This window comes from Raskinella chloraquaticus (SeqCode), assembly GCF_021731865.1.
Classification (GTDB): domain Bacteria; phylum Pseudomonadota; class Alphaproteobacteria; order Rhizobiales; family UBA4765; genus Raskinella; species Raskinella chloraquaticus.
The window spans coordinates 114,793-134,393 of record NZ_JAKFWN010000001.1 but is presented as its reverse complement, the minus strand read 5'-3'; the positions used below and the strand labels follow the sequence as shown (position 1 = coordinate 134,393).

Here is a 19,601-nt window from a genome sequence, read left to right as displayed (position 1 = left end):
CCACTCCTCGCTGCGGTTTAGGCGGGACGCGGCGCGCGGTCAAATCGCCGGCGCTGGCTTGCCTGTCCCCTCCGGCCGCCGCACTGTGTTCTGATGGACATCAATACACGCGAATGGCCGGCGATGATGCCCGGCCCCTTGCCGGATACGGGGGTGGCGATCTGGCTGGTCGTTCTGGCCGAGGTGCCGCCACTCGACTGCCTGTCGCAGGACGAGCGCATTCGTGCCGCCGCAGCTATCGACCCGCTGGTTGGCGAGCGCTACCGCGCCGCACGCCGGGCGTTGCGGCTGATCCTTGCCGCTGCCCTTGGCCAGAACCCGGCTGATCTTCTGTTCTCCTATGGACCGGCGCGCCAGCCTCATCTCGCCTGGCCGGAGGCGAGTGGTATCGCGTTCTCCCTCAGCTACCGGGAAGGCGTGGCGCTTGTTGCACTCTCGCGCGCCGGCCCGGTGGGCGTTGATCTTGAAACGATCGACCCGTCTATTCCGGCGTTTGACATCGCCGCTTCGGAATTTGCCTCCGCCGAGGTCCGCGAGCTTGCCAGCGCGTCGGAAGAGGCGTTGGCGCATAATTTTACGCAGATGTGGGTGCGCAAAGAGGCGCTCGCCAAAATGAGCGGCAAGGGATTATGGGAGGGTCTGTCGAGCCTGCCGGCGGATCATGGCGCACACGCTCACTGGCATGATCTCAGCGATTTGCCGCAAGGCTTTGCCGGCGCTTGCGCCAGCGAAGCGGCGCCCGCGCTCATCACTCAGGCGCGTTGCGTCTTCACTCGGCCGCCTGGCGGGTGAGGCCGGCATTATGCGGCGTATTCGCCGAGGTGTGGGCGCGCGCGATGTGCGGCTGTGCCGGGGCGCCAACCCATGCCGTATGGGCGGGCAGGGTCTCTCCCTTCATCACCACGCACAGCGAACCGACATCGGCGAAATCACCGATTTTAGTGTCGTAGAGAACGGTCGCGCCCGCTCCGACATTCACACCTGTTCCCAGAAGTACCCGCCCGACCTTCATCAGCCGGTCCTCGTAAAGGTGCGTCTGCAGGGCGGACAACGAGTTGATGGTGCAGTAATCGCCGATGGTGACGCAATCAAACTCGGTGATGTCTGTGGTGAACATGCAGATTCCCTTGCCGATCTTGACGCCGTAGAGGCGCAAGATCCACGGCAGAAAGGGAGTGCCGCGCAGTGAATCAAGCAAGACCCTGCCGGCAAGTCCCCAGTAGAGAACGGCGCAGGCTTCCGTTCGCATCGCCCAGAACGACCACATCGGCTTGATCACCGGCTTGTAGGCGCCCATGAACAGCCATTTCACGATAATGGTCGATGACGTCATGATCAGCGGAATGACGATGGATGCAACCAGGAAGAGCCAGAATACCAATCCCCACTGGCGCTGTTCCATCAGGGGATCAAGCGTTTCCACCGTGTAATAGCCAAGCGTGATGAACAGCATGGTTGGAAACGAGGTGTGGAAAGCCTCGAAGATAAGCCGCCCGATCTTGCGACTGAGCGGTGGCTCATAGGTCCAGTTGGCCGAAATGCCGGTCACGCGCTGGCGCGTCGGAAACGAGATCGACGGCGATCCGAACCACGTCTCACCGGCCTTGATGTGGCGGCTTGCCGGCGGCACAGACTTGATGCCAAGCAGGCTGTCATTGTCAAAGCGCGTGCCGGGCGGCACCACCGCGTCATTGCCGACAAAGACGCGATCGCCGGTCGTGACCTTTTCAAGCGTCATCCAGCCGCGCCGGATATCCTCGTCTCCCAGCAGCACTTCATCGGCAATGAAATTGCCGGCGCCGATTTCAACCAGATCATAGCGCCCCGACAAATTGGTCGATATTTCCGCGCCGCGTCCTATCTTGGTACCCATCATGCGATACCACAGGCGCATATAGGCCGTGGCAAACAGCGACGACAATGTTTCAAGCTTGACGTCGGTGAGCAGCGCCAGCGCCCATTTGCGGAAATAGACGGATGAATGGACCGAATAACGGCCTGGTTGCAGCCGGGTTGGCAGGATTATCCAGCGCATGGCAACCGTAATGGCAATGGTGAAGACGATGAGCGCCATTGACGTTGGCCAGGTCAACAGCGGCAGCACCGACAGCGTATCGGCCTTGCTCCATCCCGCGATCAGCAGATCCATATGATCAAACAGCCCGAAGGCTGGAAAGATGGGCAGCAGGCCGATGGGCGGGATCGTCAGCAAGGCAATGACATAGGCGCAGGTCATGATGTTCTTGCGAAGCACCGAAGCCTCAGCCTGCGGCGGCAATTCTCTCTCGTCGATATCGCTCACTTTGCGGGCGGGCGAGCCTTCCCATTTCTCCCAGGCGCCGACATGTGTTCCGGCCAACACCGCAGTCAGATCGCCGATTTCAGCGCCCTTGCCGATGATAGTATCGTGCTCGAGAACGCTTGAGGTGCCGATATAGGCATCATCCTCGATGACCACCCGACCGATCACCATCTCGTTGCCGACCACTTCGACATTGGCGATCTTGAGCTTCGTGCCGGTACTGACCCTGTCGCCGATGGTGAGGAGGTCGAGCGTGCCGGCCTCGAATTCCGAGATGATGGCGTCCTTGCCGATGCGCGCCCCCATGATGCGCATGTAGACGCGCATGATCGGCGTTCCCTGGAACCATTTGGGCTTGACGAGCAGAGTGAATTTCATCGCCAGCCAGACGCGGAAATAATAAACGCCCCATAGCGGGTAACGGCCCGGTTTGACGCGCCCGACACTGAGCCATTTGCCGGCGATGCCAACAAATGTGGTGGCGATGGTCAGGACGACATAAATGCCAAGCAGCGATAAGAGCTGCCCCCAGAAGCCGAGAACATCGAGATCAAGCAACAGGAACGTCGTAAAGATCCCAAGCCACTGGATGCAGGTGAAAAAGAGAATGACCGGCAGGACGGCGGCCTGCGCCAGCCCGCACAGGAAGCGGCGCAGCAGCGGCGGCGGCTCAAATGTACGATCCTGCCCGCCTGTTCCAAGTCCGCGCCGCTCAAGCCGCTCGGCGATGCCCGCAATCGAGCGCCCTTCATACATGTCCTGAAGCGTGATGCCGACAAAGCGCTGGTCGGCGCGCATCAGCGACACAAACCGGGCGGCAAGCAGGGAATGGCCACCGATCTCGGTGAAGAAATCGCCTTCAAGTGGCAGTGTCTGTCCAGGAAATACCTGCTGCATCGCTGCCAGAAGAGCTGCCTCGACCGGCGTGCGCGGCTCTTCCTGCACGTCGTTGGCAGGCGCGCTTTGTAACGGGCGCAGGGCGAGCGCTTTGCGGTCGACCTTGCCGGAGGCGGCAAGGCGCGGCAACGCCTCGACCGTCTCGAAGCGCGTCGGCACCATGTAGGGCGGCAATTGTCGGGCAAGCCCTGAACGCAGATCGGCTACGGGCGGCGCCTCTTTGCCTGAGGGTACGAAGAAGGCGACCAGCCTTTCGATGCCATCATCCTTGCGCAGGATGACGGCGGCCTGATGGATACCGGGCAGGGCGGAGAGCTTGCTTTCGATCTCTCCCAGTTCGACACGAAAACCGCGGATCTTGACCTGATCGTCAATGCGCCCGTGAAAGAGAATTTTGCCGTCATGACCCAGGCTCACCGCATCGCCCGAGCGATAGAGGATCGGGTCGCTGCCATCGCTGGTAAAGGGATTGGCGATGAATTTTTCTGCCGTCAGTTCCGGCCGCATGACATAGCCAAGGGCAACGCCTGGTCCGCCGATCAGCAATTCACCCTGCGTTCCCGGCGCCACCGGCTGCAGATTTTCGCTGACCACATACGCGGTATAATTGGCAATTGGTGTGCCGATGGTGACCGGAGCGCCCTGTTCAACGATGTCAACGGTGGCAACCACCGTGGCCTCGGTCGGACCATAGGAATTGAAAATTGTACGCCCCGGTTTGCACCAGCGCTCCGCCAGGCTTGGCGGGCAGGCTTCCCCACCCAGAATGATGATGCGCAATGAGGGAATGTCGCGCGCCATCAGGCCAAGGAGCGTTGGCACGGTATCAAGAACCGTGATGCCGGCACCGGCGATGATCTGCGGCAGGGTTTCGCTGTCGGCAATCGTCTCGGCGCTGGCGACCCACAAGGTCGCGCCAACGAGGAATGGCACCCAGATTTCTTCCATCGACAGATCGAAGGCGGCCGAGCAACCCTGAAACACCCGGTCATCGGCACGGATGAGATAGGTCTCATTGGCTGAGCGCAGATAGTGACAGATATTGCGATGCGAGATGGCGATGCCTTTCGGCATGCCGGTCGAGCCGGACGTGTAGATGAGATAGGCGCGGTCATCCGGCGTAACGCCGAGAGCCCGCAGATCAATGGCGCCGTTGTTGGCAGGATCAGCCAGCTCAGCCTCATGCCACATCAAGACGTCGATTTTACCGCTGGCCTTGTGCTGGAGTGCCGGCGGGGCAAGCAGCCCCCTGGCCTCACAGTCGGCAAGACAAACACCAATGCGTTCGATGGCAACATCAGCATCAAAAGGCAGCCAGGCAGCGCCCGCCTTGGTGATGGCCAGCTGGGCGACCAGCAGGTCAATTCCTCGCGGGTACCACAGCCCGACCACATCGCCGCGTGTCACGCCCTGGCGCGCCAGCCCCCGGGCAAGCGCGTTCGCGCGCCGATCAAGTTCGCCGTAGGACAAGGTCTCGAGTTCGCCGATCAGCGCGGTCTTGTTGGTATGAATGGTCACCGTGGCCGCGAAGATTTCCGCCAGCAATTCATCGCGCAGAAGATCAGGGCGTTTCGGGCCGCGCGAGGCTGTGAGTTGGCCAATCTGCGGATCGCTTGAGATCACGGGCGTTTCAGTCAGCATGTCTCACCTGACCGCGCCGCTGCGGACCCATCATTGACCACAAGAAAAAGGCTTTCGCCATGATGCTCTCTGCCGGAATTCTCCGGCCTTCTCCCTGTTGGTCGCGGCCATCAGGCCGGACCAAACTTTACGTTAATTGCCCTTATGCACCATCTTGAGCGGAATTTGAATTGGGGCTGAAAAAGACGGTAAATGCGCGGCAGGCTGCTCCCAGCGTCAAATCAACTCAGATATAGACGACCTTTCCCGAACGGAACCAGAAAACGCGGTCCTGGCGGATATCAAGCGACAGAGATTGGCGCGCCGAAAGCCCCATATATGCACCGAAGATCACCTTGACCACGCCGCCGTGACAGACAAGCACGGTGGGTGCCGTCAACGTTCTGACACGTGCCATCACGCGCTCTGTCAATTGAGCAAAGCTTTCACCTCCATGCGGCGCGAATTCGAGACGATTGGCGCGCCGGCGGGGAAAATCCTCAGGAAAACACTCTCTTGCCTGCGCCTGCGTCAATCCTTCCCAGCTCCCGTACGCCGCTTCGACGAAGCCGTCATCATGATGAATATCGTCGGGTTTGAGCGAGCACGCCTGACGGATCAGCCGCGCCGTTTCGCTGGCGCGCTGCAAGGGCGACGAGACGAAACCGCTTTTGGCAGGCGCCATTCCAATACTGGCAAAATGCGTCGCCAGCGCCATGCCGTTGCGCACCGCCTGCCAACGTCCGTGATTGTTGAGCGCGATATCGACGTGACCCTGATAGCGCCCCGCCTTGTTCCAGTCGGTCTGCCCGTGCCGTACCACATAAAGCGGGGATGGCAGCGTCATCGGCAGCCATCCCTCGGTGCCCGCTTCATCGTTACGCGCGATATAAGCAAGTAGCCAGACATGGTCGCGTGTCCGTCGTCAGTCCTGGGCAAGGCTCATATCGGGAGCATCAGGATTTTTCATGCCCACAATATGATAGCCTGCGTCCACATGATGCACTTCACCTGTAACGCCGCGTGACAGATCCGACAGCAGATAAAGCGCGGAATTGCCGACATCTTCCGTGGTGACGGTGCGCCGCAACGGGGCGTTATATTCATTCCAGCGCAGGATATAGCGGAAATCGCCGATGCCTGAGGCTGCCAGCGTCTTGATCGGGCCGGCGGAAATGGCGTTGACGCGAATGTTCTTCGGCCCCAGATCAGCGGCCAGATAGCGTACCGATGCCTCAAGCGCTGCCTTCGCCACGCCCATGACATTGTAATGCGGCATCCATTTTTCAGCGCCGTAATAGGTGAGCGTGATCATCGAGCCGCCCTCGCCCATCAGCTTTTCCGCCCGCTGCGCAATCGCCGTCAATGAATAGCAGGAGATCAGCATCGTCTTGCTGAAATTATCCGCTGTCGTCTCGATGTAACGCCCTGTCAGCTGATCCTTGTCGGAAAAAGCGATGGCGTGAACAAGAAAATCGATCTTGCCCCACAATTTGCGCACCGTTTCGAAGCAGGCATCTATTGATGCCGGATCCGTCACGTCGCAATGGCCAACGACCTGGGCGCCAATCTCGTGCGCCAGCGGTTCAACCCGCTTTTTCAACGCGTCACCCTGGTAGGTGAATGCAATTTCAGCGCCCTGCGCATGGGCGGCCCTGGCGATGCCCCAGGCGATCGACATCTTGTTGGCAACGCCCATCACGAGGCCACGCTTGCCCGCCATCAATTGTCCGCTCACCCACTACACTCCCATCTGCGCTTCGGCTTGACTAGGCCCGCCAGCCGGCAGCAACCGCCCCGTCGCGATCTGTAAAAAGATCGGCTTCCTTAAACGACGAAGGGCTGTTTCGAAAGCCCTTTCGCTTAAAGATATGCGCTGATTGCGTGATTTCGTGAGGATTAAGTCGGTTTGTTGCAATATTTGAAGTCATTAGCCAAAATCGTGACCGCGCACCGAATAGGGCTGCTTCGTGCGAATCTCTTCCGCAAGCTGAGACAGTGCGTTGCTCTGTTCGGGAAGAATGACCACCAAGCGTACCAGAAAATCGCCGCGCGAGCTGCCAGTCGGCGCACCCTTGCCCCTCAGGCGCAGCGTGCGCCCGCTATTGGACTGAGGCGCAATCGTGATGTCGACGGGGCCGTCAAGCGTTGGCACACGTACCTTGGCCCCCAATACCGCCTCGTCGAGGGTGATGGGCAGGTCGATGCGGATATCCGCGCCGTCGAGGCGGAAGAGGGCGTGCGGCTGGACTGCAATCGTCACCAGCCCGTCTCCCGGCGGACCGTTGGCCGAGCCATAACCCTGCCCCTTCAGGCGAATGGTCTGGCCATCGAGCGTACCTGCAGGGATTGCCACATCGAGTGATTTTCCGGTTGGCAGATCGATGCGCCGCTTGGCGCCGATCACGGCCTCGGCGAAGGGCACCGAGACCTTGACATGTGCGTCTGCTCCACGCTGGGGCGGTGGCCCCTGAGGGCCTCCACGCATCGAGCCGAACAGATCAGAAAATATATCGGACGGATCAGCGCCTCCGCCGCGACGCCCGCCGCGCATTCCCGCTCCCGGCCCAAACTCGAATTCAAAGCCCTGAGGTCCCTGGCGTCCCCCCCCTTGGCCAGCGCCCATACCGGCAAAACGGGGTTTGCCTTCGCCGTCGATTTCGCCGCGATCAAACTGCGCGCGTTTTCCCTTGTCGCTGAGGATTTCATAGGCCTGATTAAGCTCGGAGAAGCGCGCGGCTGCCTTGGTATCACCCTGATTTTGATCCGGATGATGCGTTTTCGCCAGCCGGCGATAAGCCTTTTTGATTTCGGCTTCCGGAGCGGAACGGTTGATACCCAGGATTTGGTAGGGATCGCGCATGATATCGCAAGCTTCGCTATGATCGGGACATCGTCAGACTGCCCCGAGATGTGGGGTGGTTTGATCAATCCTGCAATGGGTATCCTGTCAAACGGGATTGCGCCATGCCCGCTGGTCATTGAGCGTCCATTCGCCGGCACCCGTACGGCAGGCATTGGCCTGAATCCATTCGCTGGGCTGCCCGCGCGGCTGAATGGAGACGACAACGGCTCGGCAGATCGTATCGCCTTGCCGGACAGGCGAGGCAACTGGCACGATCAGCCCGCCATGGCCGTTGGCTTCGTTCAGCCATGGCAGCGTCGCCGCACTGTCCTGATCAAGATGGGCTGTCGCCAGACCGGCACCGATGAGTGGCAGGTCATCAGCGCTGATGACGGGGGAGGGCAGTTTTGCCGGCGGAATGGACGCCAGCCCGGAATTGGCAAGCGCTGGGTGGCTCTGCGTCAAGGATGACCGCGTCGGGCTGTAAGGAATGGCAGGCGCAGCGATTGATCCCGTGGTGACGGGATCAGCCTCACTGGCGATTGTCCGGCTGGGGAGCGGGGCCAAAGCCTGCCTCGTGACGCTCGTCACCGGCACTGACGACACGGTCGCGGTCGACGGCCCAGAGGGTTTCTGGGCGAAAACATCGCCGAGAGGAATGGAAATCGCCGAGCACCCCCCGAGCAGCGGCACCACGACCGCGCAGATAAAGAAGGCATGGCATCCGAGCCATCGACGAGATTGTCCACGAGGATACGGTCGAAAGCTGATATCACTTGAACGAACGAACATGGTATCACAGCTGCAGCCGCGACGGCGGCTCCTTCCCCTTCGGTTAGAAAAACATGAGATCGGTTAATGGCTGGTGAGTCCGAGCAACCTTCTGCATCAAAAAATGCTGATGCACCCGATGAATTTGTCCCCGGTGTTGAGCCTTTCGCGCTGTTCGACCGCTGGTTTGGCGAGGCTCAGGCAAGCGAGATCAACGACCCCAACGCCATGGCGCTGGCAACGGCCGACAGCAGCGGCCTGCCGAATGTCCGCATGGTGCTGCTTAAAGGCGTGGATAATGGCGGCTTTGTGTTTTACTCGAATGAAGAGAGCCAGAAGGGTGGCGAACTTGCGCAGAATGCCCAGGCAGCCTTGTTGTTCCACTGGAAATCATTGCGCCGTCAGGTGCGCGTGCGCGGCGCCGTGACAGCGGTGAGCGAGGACGAATCAGATGCCTATTTCGCCAGCCGGCCGCGCCTGTCGCAGATCGGCGCCTGGGCCTCGCAGCAATCGCGGCCCATCGCCGGACGCTTTGAACTCGAAGCAGCAATTGCTAAAATGACTGCGCGCTATGCCATCGGTGATATTCCACGACCGCCCTACTGGCGTGGCTTTCGCATCGTGCCGACCTATATAGAGTTCTGGCGTGATCGACCGTTTCGCCTCCATGATCGGGCGGTCTTTCGCCGCCACTCCCCGACTGACCAATGGTCGATCACCCGCCTATACCCATGATGCAGAGAGGTTGATTGACATGCCGGCACGCGAGACGCGCCACAGCGAGGGAGCTGCCACGGCACGTGGAAGCGAACCGCGTCGCATTTTGTTGCTGACCGGCGCCTCGCGAGGGATCGGTCATGCCACCGTCAAACGGTTCTCCGCCGCAGGTTGGCGGGTGATCACCTGCTCGCGCCACGGCTTTCCGGAAAACTGTCCGTGGGAAATGGGGCCGGAAGATCACATCCAGGTCGACCTGTCGGACAGCGAGGATACAATGCGGGCCATTGCCGAGATCAAGGGGAGGCTGGTCGCTGACGGGTCACGGCTCGATGCGCTGGTCAATAATGCCGGCATTTCTCCCAAAGGCGTCGATGGTGTGCGTCTGGGTACGATCCTCACGGACGTGCCGACCTGGCAGCGGGTGTTTCAGGTGAATTTCTTTGCGCCTATCCTGCTGGCGCGCGGCCTTGTTGATGAATTGACGAAAGCCCATGGCGCTGTCGTCAACGTCACGTCGATCGCCGGGTCGCGTGTCCATCCTTTCGCTGGCGCCGCCTACGCCACGTCGAAATCGGCCCTGCAGGGGCTGACGCGCGAAATGGCCCATGATTTCGGGCCCCTGGGAATCAGGGTCAACGCCATTTCTCCCGGCGAGATTGATACCGCGATCCTGTCTCCCGGCACCCAGAAGATCGTCGAGGAGGACATCCCCATGCGACGTCTTGGCACGCCTGAAGAAGTCGCCAAGGCCATTTACTTCCTGTGCAGCGATCAGTCATCCTATGTGAACGGGGCGGAATTGCACATCAATGGCGGGCAGCACGTCTAACGCGACAGGCACTTGGGCGATAGCCGGCTTTCTGGCCGCGCTCGCGCTCAATGCCGCGCCTCTCATGGCTCAGCCGGCAACAGGCGATGCCTGCCGGCTGCTGGCTGATCGTGGCCCGGTATGGCGCGCGGCAACGCCTCTTGCCCGCGACGAGGTGCGACTGACGTTTGTCGGTCATGCGACGTTTCTGATCGAAAGCCCGCAGGGCATCACCATCGAAACCGATTACAACGATTATGTAAGATCAGGGCGGGTGCCGGTCATCGCGACGATGAACAAGGCGCACTCCACGCATTTTTCATTTTCACCTGACCCGGCGATTACCCATGTTCTGCGGGGCTGGAGCGATATTCCAGACACCCCGGCCTTCCATAATCTCGCGATTGGCGATGTGCGGCTGCGCAATGTCTCGACCAATATCCGCACCTTCAGGGGTACGGAGATAAGCGGTAATTCGATCTTTATTTTCGAGGTGGCGGGGCTGTGCATCGCCCATCTCGGTCATCTCCACCACCCGCTGGAGCCCGAACAGATACAGGCCATCGGCCGTGTCGATATCCTGCTGGTGCCGGTTGACGGCAGCTGGACGCTCGATTTGCCGGGTATGGTCGATGTGGTGCGGCATTTGTCGCCGACCATCCTGATACCCATGCACTATTTCAACCCGTGGACACTCAAACGATTTGTTGAGCAGGTTCGCGATGAGTGGCAGGTGGAAGAGCGGGCCGCGCCGGAATTGATCGTGTCGCGGACCCGCCTGCCTCAAAAGCCCCGGCTGATTATACTGCCGGGGCGCTGATCGTCAGAGCGGCCATTTCAGCGATGACCAGTTGGTATCAAACGAGATCGTGCCGACAATTGCCGCGCCGCACCACCGCGAGCGCCCTGAGACCAGACCGCGCGGATCGGTCGTCAATGTCTGGCACTGCGCCTGATTGAGATCGGTCTGGTGATAGCGAACGTCGAACTTCCACGTGTTCTGTACCGAGTAGGTCAGACCGAGGTTCCAGTAGGTGTATTCCGGCAAGTTGATGCCGCCAAGGAACGGATCAACGCGCCCGAAGAAGTAGCGCGCGATCTCACCCGAAAAGGAAAAATCATTGGGTAGCGCAATCGACCATGTTCCCGACAGATATGTGCCGAAGGCGCCGGAATTCAGATAGTTCGGAGCGTGATAGACCGCCAGGCCAAGCGATCCCTTGTCGTCAAAATTATAGGCCACCTTGGCGTAGGGCTCGACATAGGAAGTCTCGCGCGGGGTTATCGGCGCGCCCTGGAAGAACAACTGGGTTTCTTTGCCGTAATAATAATAGGTGGCGCCGAAATCAAAGGAGAGATTGCCGAAGACGGGCCGAACACCGCCGTAAAAATCGAACTCGCCGGTTGGCCGCGTCGGCAGCCTGGTCGATCAGCCGGCAGCGCCGATATAAAACCATTTATATTTAGGTTCGATATATCCCTGGAAGCCATAATCGCGATCGGTCTGTGACACCCCGCGGAAATTATAATCGCTCAGCCATTTGGCGCCGAAAGCGATATCGAAGTCAGGCGGTGGTGGTGCCGCTTCCGCCGGCGGGTCGGCAGCTTGTGCGACAGACACGGTGATCAATGTTGCCGCAAAGGCAGAAAACAGAATGCGCATGGTGCCCCCAATCAATCAGCCATTCGAGCGACGTTAACCGAGCGGATGTCCACTGCATCAACTGCGCATCCCGTTCGCCCAACGCCAACCAATCGAAATATAGTTAATGAAACGTTAATCAAAAAAAACATCAAATTTTGTGCAGAATCATGAAAAACAGGAGTCAAAAACTCTCAATTGAAGGCATAATGGTACTTGTTTCTCGACTTTCCCGCATTGTTTTTATGGCCGCGCAATCGCTGGCATGGTTGTGCTCAGAAATTACGCAGCAAAGGAAGCGCTGATTCGCACCAGCGTGATCTCCGGCGGGCATAGGGCGCGTACCGGCAGAAACGACAGGCCAAGCCCGCCACTGACGACGAGATGGCGCCCCTTCTCGACGATATGCCCATAGGCGTAGCGCTCGCCATAGAGCGAGGGAACGAAGGGGCGGCCGATGCCGGGAATGTAGACCTGTCCGCCATGCGTGTGGCCGCTGAAGGTGAGCGCGACGCGCTCAGGGACTTGCGCAAACTGGTCCGGCTCATGCGCGAGCAGGAGGACTGGCGCGTCATCGGTGATTTTGGCCAGCGTGCCGGGCAAATCATCCGCTCCGCGAAAACGCCGCCCGTGTATGGTGACGATCGGGCGCTCCTCGGGCCCGCTCTCGCCGCCGCGCCGCAGCCAATAGGCAAGAGCGGACGCCGTGCCGGCCAGCCAGAACGCGCCAGCTTCGGTCTCGATCCGGGTCACCGCATTTTCAAGCGTCGGGATACGCCCCACCGCGAAGGCACGCCTGACACTGGCGATCCCGATATTGTGGTCGTGATTGCCGAAAATGGCGTGGCGGCCTAGCGGCGCGTGAAGGTCGGCCAGAATTGGCGCGACGGTGGCTGGGCCGATAAACGGCTTGTTGATGGCGCCGCCGCAATAATCGCCGCCCAGCAGAATGATGTCGGGCTTCAGGGCGTTGGTCGTCTCGACGATGCCAGCAATGCGCTGCGTCGACATGTAAGGTTCGCTGGCATGAAGATCGGAGATAAAAGCGGCGGTAAGCCGCAGGCCGGCCGGCCACCCCGATGGGCTGATCCGATATTCGCGGATCGCCAGACGAAAGCGCGGCTCGACCCAGCTGGCATAAGCGCCAAACGCCAGACCGCTGCCCCCCAGCATCAAGGCAGAGCGCAATACCTGGCGGCGCGTCAAGCGAATCGTCATGGCAGTCCTTCGGTCAGGACGCGAGCTTATGCCACTCAAATCTCGCCGAAGGGTTGATGATCGTGAGCCATCTCGAAGAGCGACGAGGTGGACGCGTCAATCCGAATCGCAGGGGAACTGGCGCAGCACATTGCCTTCAACGCAAGGTTTGGCGCTGACCCGCCCGGCATGAAGTGCGCCGGCAACGGCGGCGAGTTTGACATCACCTGTATCGAACAGGGGATCGTGTTCAGATGTTGCTGTCCGTGCACTTGTCGTGGTCGGTCTGGTTGAGGATTCAAACATGGCGTTCTCCCGTGAGGTCCGTATCAATGTCGAACCTTCGCGGAGATTTGACGCCGCCATTGCGGCAAAAGCCAGACAAATTTGAAAATTTTTTCATGAATTGGTTACTTTAAGCGGCGCGCAGATTTTGTGCCGACACATCCGCTTCTGTCTTGTCCAGCGCTGTCGTCAGGCGGTCAAACAGCAGATCGATTTCCGCTTCGCTGATGACAAGAGGAGGACAGATGCCAATCGCGTCATTGGGCAGATTGCGCAGGATCAGACCTTCCTTTTCGCAATGCTTGACGCACATGGCGCCGATCATTTTCTTCGCCTCGAAGCTGCGCTTCGACGCTTTGTCCGCCACCATCTCCAGCGCGCCGATGAGGCCAATTCCACGCGTTTCGCCAACCAGCGGATGATCAGCCAGCGCCTTCAACCTTTTCTGGAATTGCGGCGCCTTGGCGGCGACTTTCTCGACGATACGTTCACGCTGATAAATCTCGATCGTCTTCAGCGCCATGGCCGAGCCGACCGGATGGCCGGAATAGGTGAAGCCATGGCCGAACGTGCCGATCTTCCGGCTTTCGCTGACGAGCGCGTCATACATCCGCTCGTCGATCATCACCGCACCCAGCGGGAAATAGGCCGATGTCAGCGCTTTCGCGCAGGACAGCGCATTGGGCTGCATGTTGAAGGTCTGCGAGCCCCACATCTTGCCGGTACGTCCGAAGCCGCAGATCACTTCATCGGCGATCAGCACGACATCATGGCGCTGAAGTACCTCCTGAATTTTCTCGAAATAGGTGGTGGGCGGGATAATGACGCCGCCTGCTCCCATGATCGGCTCGGCGATGAAGGCGGCGATTGTCTCCGGCCCTTCCTTGAGGATCAACGCTTCGAGTTCATCTGCAAGTCGGGTAGCAAAATCCACCTCGCTCTCGCCCGGCAGCGCGTTGCGGTAGTGATGCGGCGTGCCGGTGTGCAGAATGCCCGGGATCGGCAGATCAAAGTCGATATGGTTGTTGGGCAGGCCGGTGAGGGACGCCGAGGCGATCGTTACCCCGTGATAGCCCTTGATGCGGGAAATGATCTTTTTCTTCTGCGGCCGCCCGAGTGCGTTGTTCATGTACCAGATGAGCTTGACCTGTGTGTCATTGGCTTCCGAGCCCGAGCAGGTGAAGAACACCTTCGACATGGGCGAGGGGGCGATTTCCTTCAGTTTTTCGGCAAGCTCGATGGCCGGATCGTGGCTCTTGCCGCCGAAGAGATGGGTGAAGGACAGCGTGCGGATCTGCCGAGCGGCAACCTCCGCCAGCTCCTCATTGCCGTAGCCCAGCGCCGCGCACCATAAGCCCGCCATGCCTTCGAGATAGGCCTTGCCATGCTCGTCATAGACAAACACGCCCTCGCCACGATTGATCACCAGCGGCCCCGTCTCGCGGTGCAGCGCGAGATTGGTGTAGGGGTGGACCAGCGTCTCGATATCGCGCACGGCAGAGTTGGACAGGGGCATGATCATCTCCGACATAAGGGGCAGCGTCAGTACACGGGGCAGAGCCGGGTCCACTTTGGTCATGGAGATGCCGGCTCCGCAAGAGGCGACCGCTTGCGCTCACGGCAGGGGAGGCGTGCGCGCTCCACCCAGGTGTTTCTCGACGATGCCAGCAATCCCGATCGCCTTCAGGTCATGATAGGGCGCAGCGATGATCTGCACGCCATGCGGCAGGCCGTCATGCATACCAACCGGGGCTACGACTGCGGGCAGGCGCAGCAATCCGGCAATCGAGGACCATGCGGAAAAATCGCCATGCGGGCGCGCCGTCCCGTCGATATCGAAGGTGCGGCTGTTGAATGGCCCATGATCATGGGCGAAGGCAAGCGTGGTTGCCGGTGGGCACAATATGGCATCATAGCGCTGGAAGAACACCTTCATCGCCGCCTCCATGCGCGCGCGCTCACCTTCCGCCTGCATCCATCCGGCAAAATCGAGCGCTGCCCCCCGCGCTTGTCCCGCCTCGCCGGAGGGATCATCGGGCGCGATCGTCTTTGCCTTCTCGCGCAAAAACACTTTGAGCTTTTCCGAAAAATCGAGGGTCACCAGCGCCATCATCAGCGTCGTGAACAGGCGATGGATGTTGCTGAGGCTTGCCGGCAGGTCGTCAATCTCCTCGACCACCGCGCCGGCGCTGGCAAGGGCGGCGCCCGCGCTCACCACGCCGGCTTGTATCGCACGCTGCGTGGGCGCCAGCGGATGTGCGGTCAGCATCGCGATCCGCTTGCCCTTCAGACCATGGGCCTTGAAGCGCGGCAGTTTGAGCACGAGCGCGTCTTCTTCCGGCCCGGCCATTACTTGCAGGCCATGCGCGAGATCCTTCGCCGAGCGCGCCAGCGGCCCGGGCGAGGCGATGCGGATATTGGGTGTTGCCGGCGTGCCGGGCGCGGGCGGAACACCGCCGGTCGCCGGAATGATCCCCTGCGTCGGCTTCAGACCGAAAATGCCGCAGGCATGGGCCGGCCAGCGGATCGAGCCTCCCAGATCACTGCCAAGCTCCAAAGCGCTCAACCCCGCGGCAATGGCTGCCGCAGCGCCCCCTGACGAGCCGCCGGGCGTGTGGGTCCGTTTCCACGGATTGCTGGTGGTGCCGAAGACGGGATTACAGGTCTGAAAATCCCCCGACATGGGTGGTACATTGGTCTTGCCGATGATGATCGTGCCCGCAGCCCGCAGCCGCGCCACACTCACCGCATCCGTCGCAGGGCGGTTCTCCTTCAGCGCCTCGACACCGGCGACGGTAGCAAATCCTGCGACGTCGAAGGCATCCTTGATGGTGACGGGCAGCCCTGCAAGTGGAGCCATATCTTCGCCCTTGCGCCGCGCGGCATCGATCCGCTCTGCCGCATCGATCGCCCCTTTCGCATCAACTGCAATGATGGCATTGAGACGGGGGTTGATCGTTTCGATCCGCGCCAGCGTTGCGTCAACCACCTCGCGGGCACTGATCTGGCGTGACGTCAGCAAGGCAAGCAGGCGATGCGCGGGCAGGGTGAGATCAATCGACATGGCAATACCTCGCTTCGCGAGTGGTGAACCTTCGTGAGGGAAAAATCAACTGATGGCGATCCGCGCAGTGTTGTTTGACAAGGATGGCACCATCCTCGATTTCGCCCGCACCTGGGGCCCGGCAACGCTGAGAGTTCTTGACGATCTGGCCGCCGGTGATGCGGCAAGGAAGTCGGCGCTGATCGACGTCGCCGCCATCGATCCCCGCAGCGCAGTCTTCGCCCCTCATTCACCGATCATCGCCGGTTCGAGCGCGGATTATGGCGTGCCGTTTGCTGACATCATCGGCCGTGAGGCTACTCAGGATTTTTTCACCGAGATGGATCTGCTGTTTGCCCGTCATGGCCTCGACAGCCTGTGCCCGCTGCCGGGCGCTGTCGAGGCAATACTGGCTCTGGGCGCGACGGGCATGCCGATGGGGCTGGTGACGAACGACAGCGAGGCAGCCGCCCGTGAGCAGATGGTGCAGCTTGGTCTTGATATCTATTTGCCCTTTATCGCCGGCTATGATTCAGGCTTTGGCGCCAAGCCGCATCCCGGCATGATCACCGCCTATATTCATCGCAGCGGCTTCAGACCGAGCGAGGTCGCGGTCATCGGCGACAGTCTCCACGATCTTCATGCTGCGCGCGCCGCTGGCGCGCTTGGCATCGCGGTCACGACCGGCCTTGCCTATCACGCCGACCTTGCGCAGGCTGCTGATCTTATTGCCCTCGACCTTCCTTCAGCGCTGAAATCGCTGGGGTTATAACCGGCGATTGCACTTGCGGCCTCGTGGCGTAAGCTGCCGACAGATCGATCATTGACGTCGACATGAAGGGGGAGGATGTCATGCTGGGCCTGATGCAGGATTGGCCGTTGCTGATGCACCGCATCATCGATCATGCAGCCTTCAATCACGGCGCACGCAAGGTGATTTCGCGCTCTGTCGAAGGGCCGATTGTCACGACCGATTATCGCACCATTCGTGAGCGCGCGCTCAAAGTTGCCAAGCGATTGGCGAAAGACGGTATGGGCTTTGGCGATCGGGTCGGCACGCTCGCCTGGAACGGCTATCGCCATCTTGAGGCGTGGTATGGCATCGTCGGTATCGGCGCTGTCTATCATACGCTCAATCCCCGGCTCTTCCCTGACCAGATCGCCTGGATCGTCAATCACGCAGGTGATCGCCTGATCATGACCGATCTCACCTTCGTGCCCTTGCTGGAAAAGCTGGCAGGCAGGCTGACGAGTGTCGAGCGTTACGTTATTTTGACGGACGCTGCCCACATGCCGGAAACCACCTTGAAAAATGCCGTGGCTTACGAAACCTGGCTGGCTGAAGCGGATGATGATTTCGCCTGGGTGGAATTCGACGAGAATACCGCTGCCGGCATGTGCTACACCTCGGGCACGACGGGTGATCCCAAAGGTGTAGTCTATTCCCACCGCTCCAACGTCCTGCATTCGGTCATGGCCAATAATCCCGACATGCTGGGGCTCGCCTCGCGCGATGTCATCATGCCGGTGGTGCCGATGTTCCACGCCAATGGCTGGTCGCTGGCACTGACGGCACCGATGGCAGGCGCGACAATGGTCATGCCGGGCGCCAAGATGGACGGGGCAAGCATTTATGACATGCTCGATAGCCATGCCGTGACCTGCAGCGCCGCCGTGCCGACAGTGTGGTTGATGCTGCTGCAATATCTCGAACAGAACCCCGCCGCCCGCCTGCCGCACCTCAAGCGCGTCGTCATCGGCGGCTCAGCCTGCCCGCGCGCCGTCACCCAGACCTTTCGCGATGTCTACGACGTCGAGGTCTTGCACGCATGGGGGATGACGGAATTGTCGCCGCTGGGGACGGTCTGCTCGATGAAACCGGAATATCAGGATCTCGACAAAGAAGCCTGGCTCGACGTCAAGCAAACAACAGGGCATGCGCCCTTCGGCGTCGACATGAAGATCACCGATGATGACGGAAAGCGTCTGCCGTGGGACGACAAGACCTTCGGCCGCCTCAAGGTGCGCGGGCCGGCGGTCGCCAAATCCTATTTCAAAGGCGATGGCGGCCGCATACTCGATGATGACGGGTATTTCGACACTGGCGATGTCGCGACCATCGATCCTTACGGCTACATGCGTATTGTCGATCGCTCCAAGGACGTCATCAAATCGGGCGGCGAGTGGATATCATCGATCGATCTTGAGAACATCGCCGTCGGCCATCCCGACGTTGCAGAAGCAGCGGTGATTGGTGTCCACCACCCCAAATGGGATGAGCGCCCGTTGCTGGTGATCGTGCCCAAGGCAGGACGTACGCCCGATCGCCACAGCCTGTTGACCTTCATGGAGGGCAAGGTTGCCCGCTGGTGGCTTCCCGACGATGTGGTGTTTGTGGCGGAAATCCCTCATACCGCCACAGGCAAGATCCTCAAGACCGCATTGCGGGCGCAATTCAAGGAATACAAACTGCCAAATGCTTGAATTTTGCTCCCGCGCACGGCACGACGGGCCCGCCCGACAACGGAGGGTGCCTTGACATGACAATGCTGACCTTCGGACGCGCCTGGACGCTTGCACCTCAAAGATCCACCCATCTGGCAGTGTGGTCGCGGCGTTTTGGCACGCTGTCGGTGCCGATGGCGGTGTTCGGTGTTGTCTTCCATCGCGCCGGCGCGGCCGATGGCGACGCGGGAATTGCCGTGCTTGGTGCGTTTGTTGCCTGTGCCCTGCTGGGACTTGTCTGCGGGGTGCTGGCGCTGATGCGGATCTGGACTGAAGGCTATGATGGCGCGCGCTTCGCCATGATCGGCATCATCTGGTCGCTGGCTGTTCTGGTGATCCCTGCGACGCTGCTGCCGGCGATCCTCACGCTTCCCCATCTTCGCCAGGCAACGACCGACTTCGATGACCCGCCTGCCTTCAACGCGGCTCTGCGCGATCATCCGGTTGATGGTCGCGCTGCCGGCTTGCTGCCTCCGCAACAAAAAGCCCTGCAAAGCGAAGCCTATCCGACGGTTGTCCCGCTGCGCATCGATGTGTCGGCGCCGGAGGCCTTCGCGCTGGCCCTGCAGATTGCTGAAAGCAATGGCTGGCGGATCATCGAGCGTAAAGCCCCCGAAGAAATTCTGACCCCCGCGCCGGGCAGGGCGCAACGTGCGCGACCAACCACCCGCAGCCGCACGGCACCACGCCCGCCCGCCCCTGAACAGGAGGCGCGGCGGCCTGCCGATCCCAACGCCATCAAGGACTACACGCCCGGCATCATCGAAGCCGTGGCGCGCACCCGCTTCTACGGCTTTCGTGATGATGTGGTGATAAGAATCACCGCCATGCAGCGCGAAAGCCGCATCGACATGCGCTCCGCCTCGCGCAGCGGGTCATTCGATCTTGGAACCAACGCCCGGCGGATCGTCGATTTTCTGGCGGAACTGCGGGACCGGGCGGCTGAACGCTGACGATAACAGGTGA

18 protein-coding genes are annotated in these 19,601 nt (G+C 60.6%); 7 read left to right on the top strand and 11 right to left on the bottom strand.

Annotated features, from left to right (window positions below; translation table 11 throughout):
- Positions 1 to 93 precede the first annotated feature (93 nt).
- The gene (locus ACINK1_RS00660) at positions 94 to 792 is read left to right on the top strand and encodes a 4'-phosphopantetheinyl transferase superfamily protein (RefSeq protein ID WP_376799881.1); all 699 of its coding nucleotides are present in this window, start codon (positions 94 to 96) and stop codon (positions 790 to 792) included.
- Here the strand turns inward: ACINK1_RS00660 and ACINK1_RS00655 are convergent.
- From ACINK1_RS00655 to ACINK1_RS00635, 5 genes are all read right to left on the bottom strand, one after another.
- On the bottom strand, positions 770 to 4,840 hold the full coding sequence (locus ACINK1_RS00655) for a Pls/PosA family non-ribosomal peptide synthetase (RefSeq protein ID WP_376799882.1): 4,071 nt from the start codon (positions 4,838 to 4,840) through the stop codon (positions 770 to 772). The genes ACINK1_RS00660 and ACINK1_RS00655 overlap by 23 nt on opposite strands.
- 226 nt (positions 4,841 to 5,066) lie before the next feature.
- On the bottom strand, positions 5,067 to 5,666 hold the full coding sequence (locus ACINK1_RS00650; RefSeq protein WP_376799883.1) for a histidine phosphatase family protein: 600 nt from the start codon (positions 5,664 to 5,666) through the stop codon (positions 5,067 to 5,069).
- Between the two features lie 78 nt (positions 5,667 to 5,744).
- Positions 5,745 to 6,542, bottom strand: coding sequence for an enoyl-ACP reductase FabI (fabI, locus tag ACINK1_RS00645; protein WP_376799990.1), 798 nt, complete (start codon positions 6,540 to 6,542; stop codon positions 5,745 to 5,747).
- A 207-nt stretch (positions 6,543 to 6,749) separates the two neighbouring features.
- Positions 6,750 to 7,682: a DnaJ C-terminal domain-containing protein gene (locus tag ACINK1_RS00640; protein WP_376799884.1), complete on the bottom strand. Its 933-nt coding sequence runs from the start codon at positions 7,680 to 7,682 to the stop codon at positions 6,750 to 6,752.
- 87 nt (positions 7,683 to 7,769) lie between these two features.
- Positions 7,770 to 8,360 (bottom strand): RT0821/Lpp0805 family surface protein, encoded by a 591-nt coding sequence (locus tag ACINK1_RS00635; protein WP_376799885.1) that lies wholly within the window; start codon positions 8,358 to 8,360, stop codon positions 7,770 to 7,772.
- A gap of 162 nt (positions 8,361 to 8,522) precedes the next feature.
- Between ACINK1_RS00635 and pdxH the strand changes: the two genes are divergently transcribed.
- From pdxH to ACINK1_RS00620, 3 genes are all read left to right on the top strand, one after another.
- Complete coding sequence (gene pdxH / locus ACINK1_RS00630; RefSeq protein WP_376799886.1) at positions 8,523 to 9,170, top strand: pyridoxamine 5'-phosphate oxidase; 648 nt, start codon at positions 8,523 to 8,525, stop codon at positions 9,168 to 9,170.
- Positions 9,171 to 9,189: 19 nt separating this feature from the next.
- The gene (locus tag ACINK1_RS00625; RefSeq protein ID WP_376799887.1) at positions 9,190 to 9,984 is read left to right on the top strand and encodes an SDR family NAD(P)-dependent oxidoreductase; all 795 of its coding nucleotides are present in this window, start codon (positions 9,190 to 9,192) and stop codon (positions 9,982 to 9,984) included.
- A gap of 64 nt (positions 9,985 to 10,048) precedes the next feature.
- On the top strand, positions 10,049 to 10,783 hold the full coding sequence (locus tag ACINK1_RS00620; protein ID WP_395759929.1) for an MBL fold metallo-hydrolase: 735 nt from the start codon (positions 10,049 to 10,051) through the stop codon (positions 10,781 to 10,783).
- A gap of 3 nt (positions 10,784 to 10,786) precedes the next feature.
- Here the strand turns inward: ACINK1_RS00620 and ACINK1_RS00615 are convergent, their stop codons facing one another.
- The 6 genes from ACINK1_RS00615 to ACINK1_RS00590 all read right to left on the bottom strand — a co-directional run bounded on the left by ACINK1_RS00615 (position 10,787) and on the right by ACINK1_RS00590 (position 16,151).
- Positions 10,787 to 11,383: a TorF family putative porin gene (locus ACINK1_RS00615; protein WP_395759941.1), complete on the bottom strand. Its 597-nt coding sequence runs from the start codon at positions 11,381 to 11,383 to the stop codon at positions 10,787 to 10,789.
- 9 nt (positions 11,384 to 11,392) lie between these two features.
- Complete coding sequence (locus ACINK1_RS00610) at positions 11,393 to 11,626, bottom strand: hypothetical protein (protein ID WP_395759928.1); 234 nt, start codon at positions 11,624 to 11,626, stop codon at positions 11,393 to 11,395.
- Between the two features lie 261 nt (positions 11,627 to 11,887).
- A complete protein-coding gene (locus ACINK1_RS00605; protein ID WP_376799890.1) occupies positions 11,888 to 12,823 on the bottom strand; it encodes a metallophosphoesterase in 936 nt (311 codons plus the stop codon).
- Positions 12,824 to 12,919: 96 nt separating this feature from the next.
- Positions 12,920 to 13,108, bottom strand: coding sequence for a hypothetical protein (locus ACINK1_RS00600; protein ID WP_376799891.1), 189 nt, complete (start codon positions 13,106 to 13,108; stop codon positions 12,920 to 12,922).
- 109 nt (positions 13,109 to 13,217) lie between these two features.
- Positions 13,218 to 14,603, bottom strand: a complete 1,386-nt coding sequence (locus tag ACINK1_RS00595) for an aspartate aminotransferase family protein (protein WP_376799991.1) — start codon at positions 14,601 to 14,603, stop codon at positions 13,218 to 13,220.
- 99 nt (positions 14,604 to 14,702) lie between these two features.
- Positions 14,703 to 16,151, bottom strand: a complete 1,449-nt coding sequence (locus ACINK1_RS00590; RefSeq protein WP_376799892.1) for an amidase family protein — start codon at positions 16,149 to 16,151, stop codon at positions 14,703 to 14,705.
- A 52-nt stretch (positions 16,152 to 16,203) separates the two neighbouring features.
- On the opposite strand from ACINK1_RS00590, the gene ACINK1_RS00585 reads away from it, so the two are divergent.
- From ACINK1_RS00585 to ACINK1_RS00575, 3 genes are all read left to right on the top strand, one after another.
- The gene (locus ACINK1_RS00585; protein WP_376799893.1) at positions 16,204 to 16,902 is read left to right on the top strand and encodes an HAD family hydrolase; all 699 of its coding nucleotides are present in this window, start codon (positions 16,204 to 16,206) and stop codon (positions 16,900 to 16,902) included.
- 80 nt (positions 16,903 to 16,982) lie between these two features.
- Complete coding sequence (locus ACINK1_RS00580) at positions 16,983 to 18,614, top strand: long-chain-fatty-acid--CoA ligase (protein ID WP_395759940.1); 1,632 nt, start codon at positions 16,983 to 16,985, stop codon at positions 18,612 to 18,614.
- A gap of 56 nt (positions 18,615 to 18,670) precedes the next feature.
- Positions 18,671 to 19,588, top strand: coding sequence for a DUF1499 domain-containing protein (locus ACINK1_RS00575; RefSeq protein WP_376799895.1), 918 nt, complete (start codon positions 18,671 to 18,673; stop codon positions 19,586 to 19,588).
- Positions 19,589 to 19,601: the final 13 nt, after the last annotated feature.

What these genes read in the sequence shown, in the direction of transcription:
- ACINK1_RS00655 (WP_376799882.1), bottom strand. Translation starts at nt 4,840, where the DNA reads ATGCTGACTGAAACGCCCGTGATCTCAAGCGATCCGCAGATTGGCCAA.
- ACINK1_RS00595 (WP_376799991.1), bottom strand. Translation starts at nt 14,603, where the DNA reads ATGCCCCTGTCCAACTCTGCCGTGCGCGATATCGAGACGCTGGTCCAC.
- pdxH (WP_376799886.1), top strand. Translation starts at nt 8,523, where the DNA reads ATGGCTGGTGAGTCCGAGCAACCTTCTGCATCAAAAAATGCTGATGCA.
- fabI (WP_376799990.1), bottom strand. Translation starts at nt 6,542, where the DNA reads ATGGCGGGCAAGCGTGGCCTCGTGATGGGCGTTGCCAACAAGATGTCG.
- ACINK1_RS00650 (WP_376799883.1), bottom strand. Translation starts at nt 5,666, where the DNA reads ATGACGCTGCCATCCCCGCTTTATGTGGTACGGCACGGGCAGACCGAC.
- ACINK1_RS00575 (WP_376799895.1), top strand. Translation starts at nt 18,671, where the DNA reads ATGACAATGCTGACCTTCGGACGCGCCTGGACGCTTGCACCTCAAAGA.
- ACINK1_RS00585 (WP_376799893.1), top strand. Translation starts at nt 16,204, where the DNA reads ATGGCGATCCGCGCAGTGTTGTTTGACAAGGATGGCACCATCCTCGAT.
- ACINK1_RS00610 (WP_395759928.1), bottom strand. Translation starts at nt 11,626, where the DNA reads ATGCGCATTCTGTTTTCTGCCTTTGCGGCAACATTGATCACCGTGTCT.
- ACINK1_RS00605 (WP_376799890.1), bottom strand. Translation starts at nt 12,823, where the DNA reads ATGACGATTCGCTTGACGCGCCGCCAGGTATTGCGCTCTGCCTTGATG.
- ACINK1_RS00625 (WP_376799887.1), top strand. Translation starts at nt 9,190, where the DNA reads ATGCCGGCACGCGAGACGCGCCACAGCGAGGGAGCTGCCACGGCACGT.
- ACINK1_RS00580 (WP_395759940.1), top strand. Translation starts at nt 16,983, where the DNA reads ATGCTGGGCCTGATGCAGGATTGGCCGTTGCTGATGCACCGCATCATC.
- ACINK1_RS00640 (WP_376799884.1), bottom strand. Translation starts at nt 7,682, where the DNA reads ATGCGCGATCCCTACCAAATCCTGGGTATCAACCGTTCCGCTCCGGAA.
- ACINK1_RS00590 (WP_376799892.1), bottom strand. Translation starts at nt 16,151, where the DNA reads ATGTCGATTGATCTCACCCTGCCCGCGCATCGCCTGCTTGCCTTGCTG.
- ACINK1_RS00600 (WP_376799891.1), bottom strand. Translation starts at nt 13,108, where the DNA reads ATGTTTGAATCCTCAACCAGACCGACCACGACAAGTGCACGGACAGCA.
- ACINK1_RS00620 (WP_395759929.1), top strand. Translation starts at nt 10,049, where the DNA reads ATGGCTCAGCCGGCAACAGGCGATGCCTGCCGGCTGCTGGCTGATCGT.
- ACINK1_RS00660 (WP_376799881.1), top strand. Translation starts at nt 94, where the DNA reads ATGGACATCAATACACGCGAATGGCCGGCGATGATGCCCGGCCCCTTG.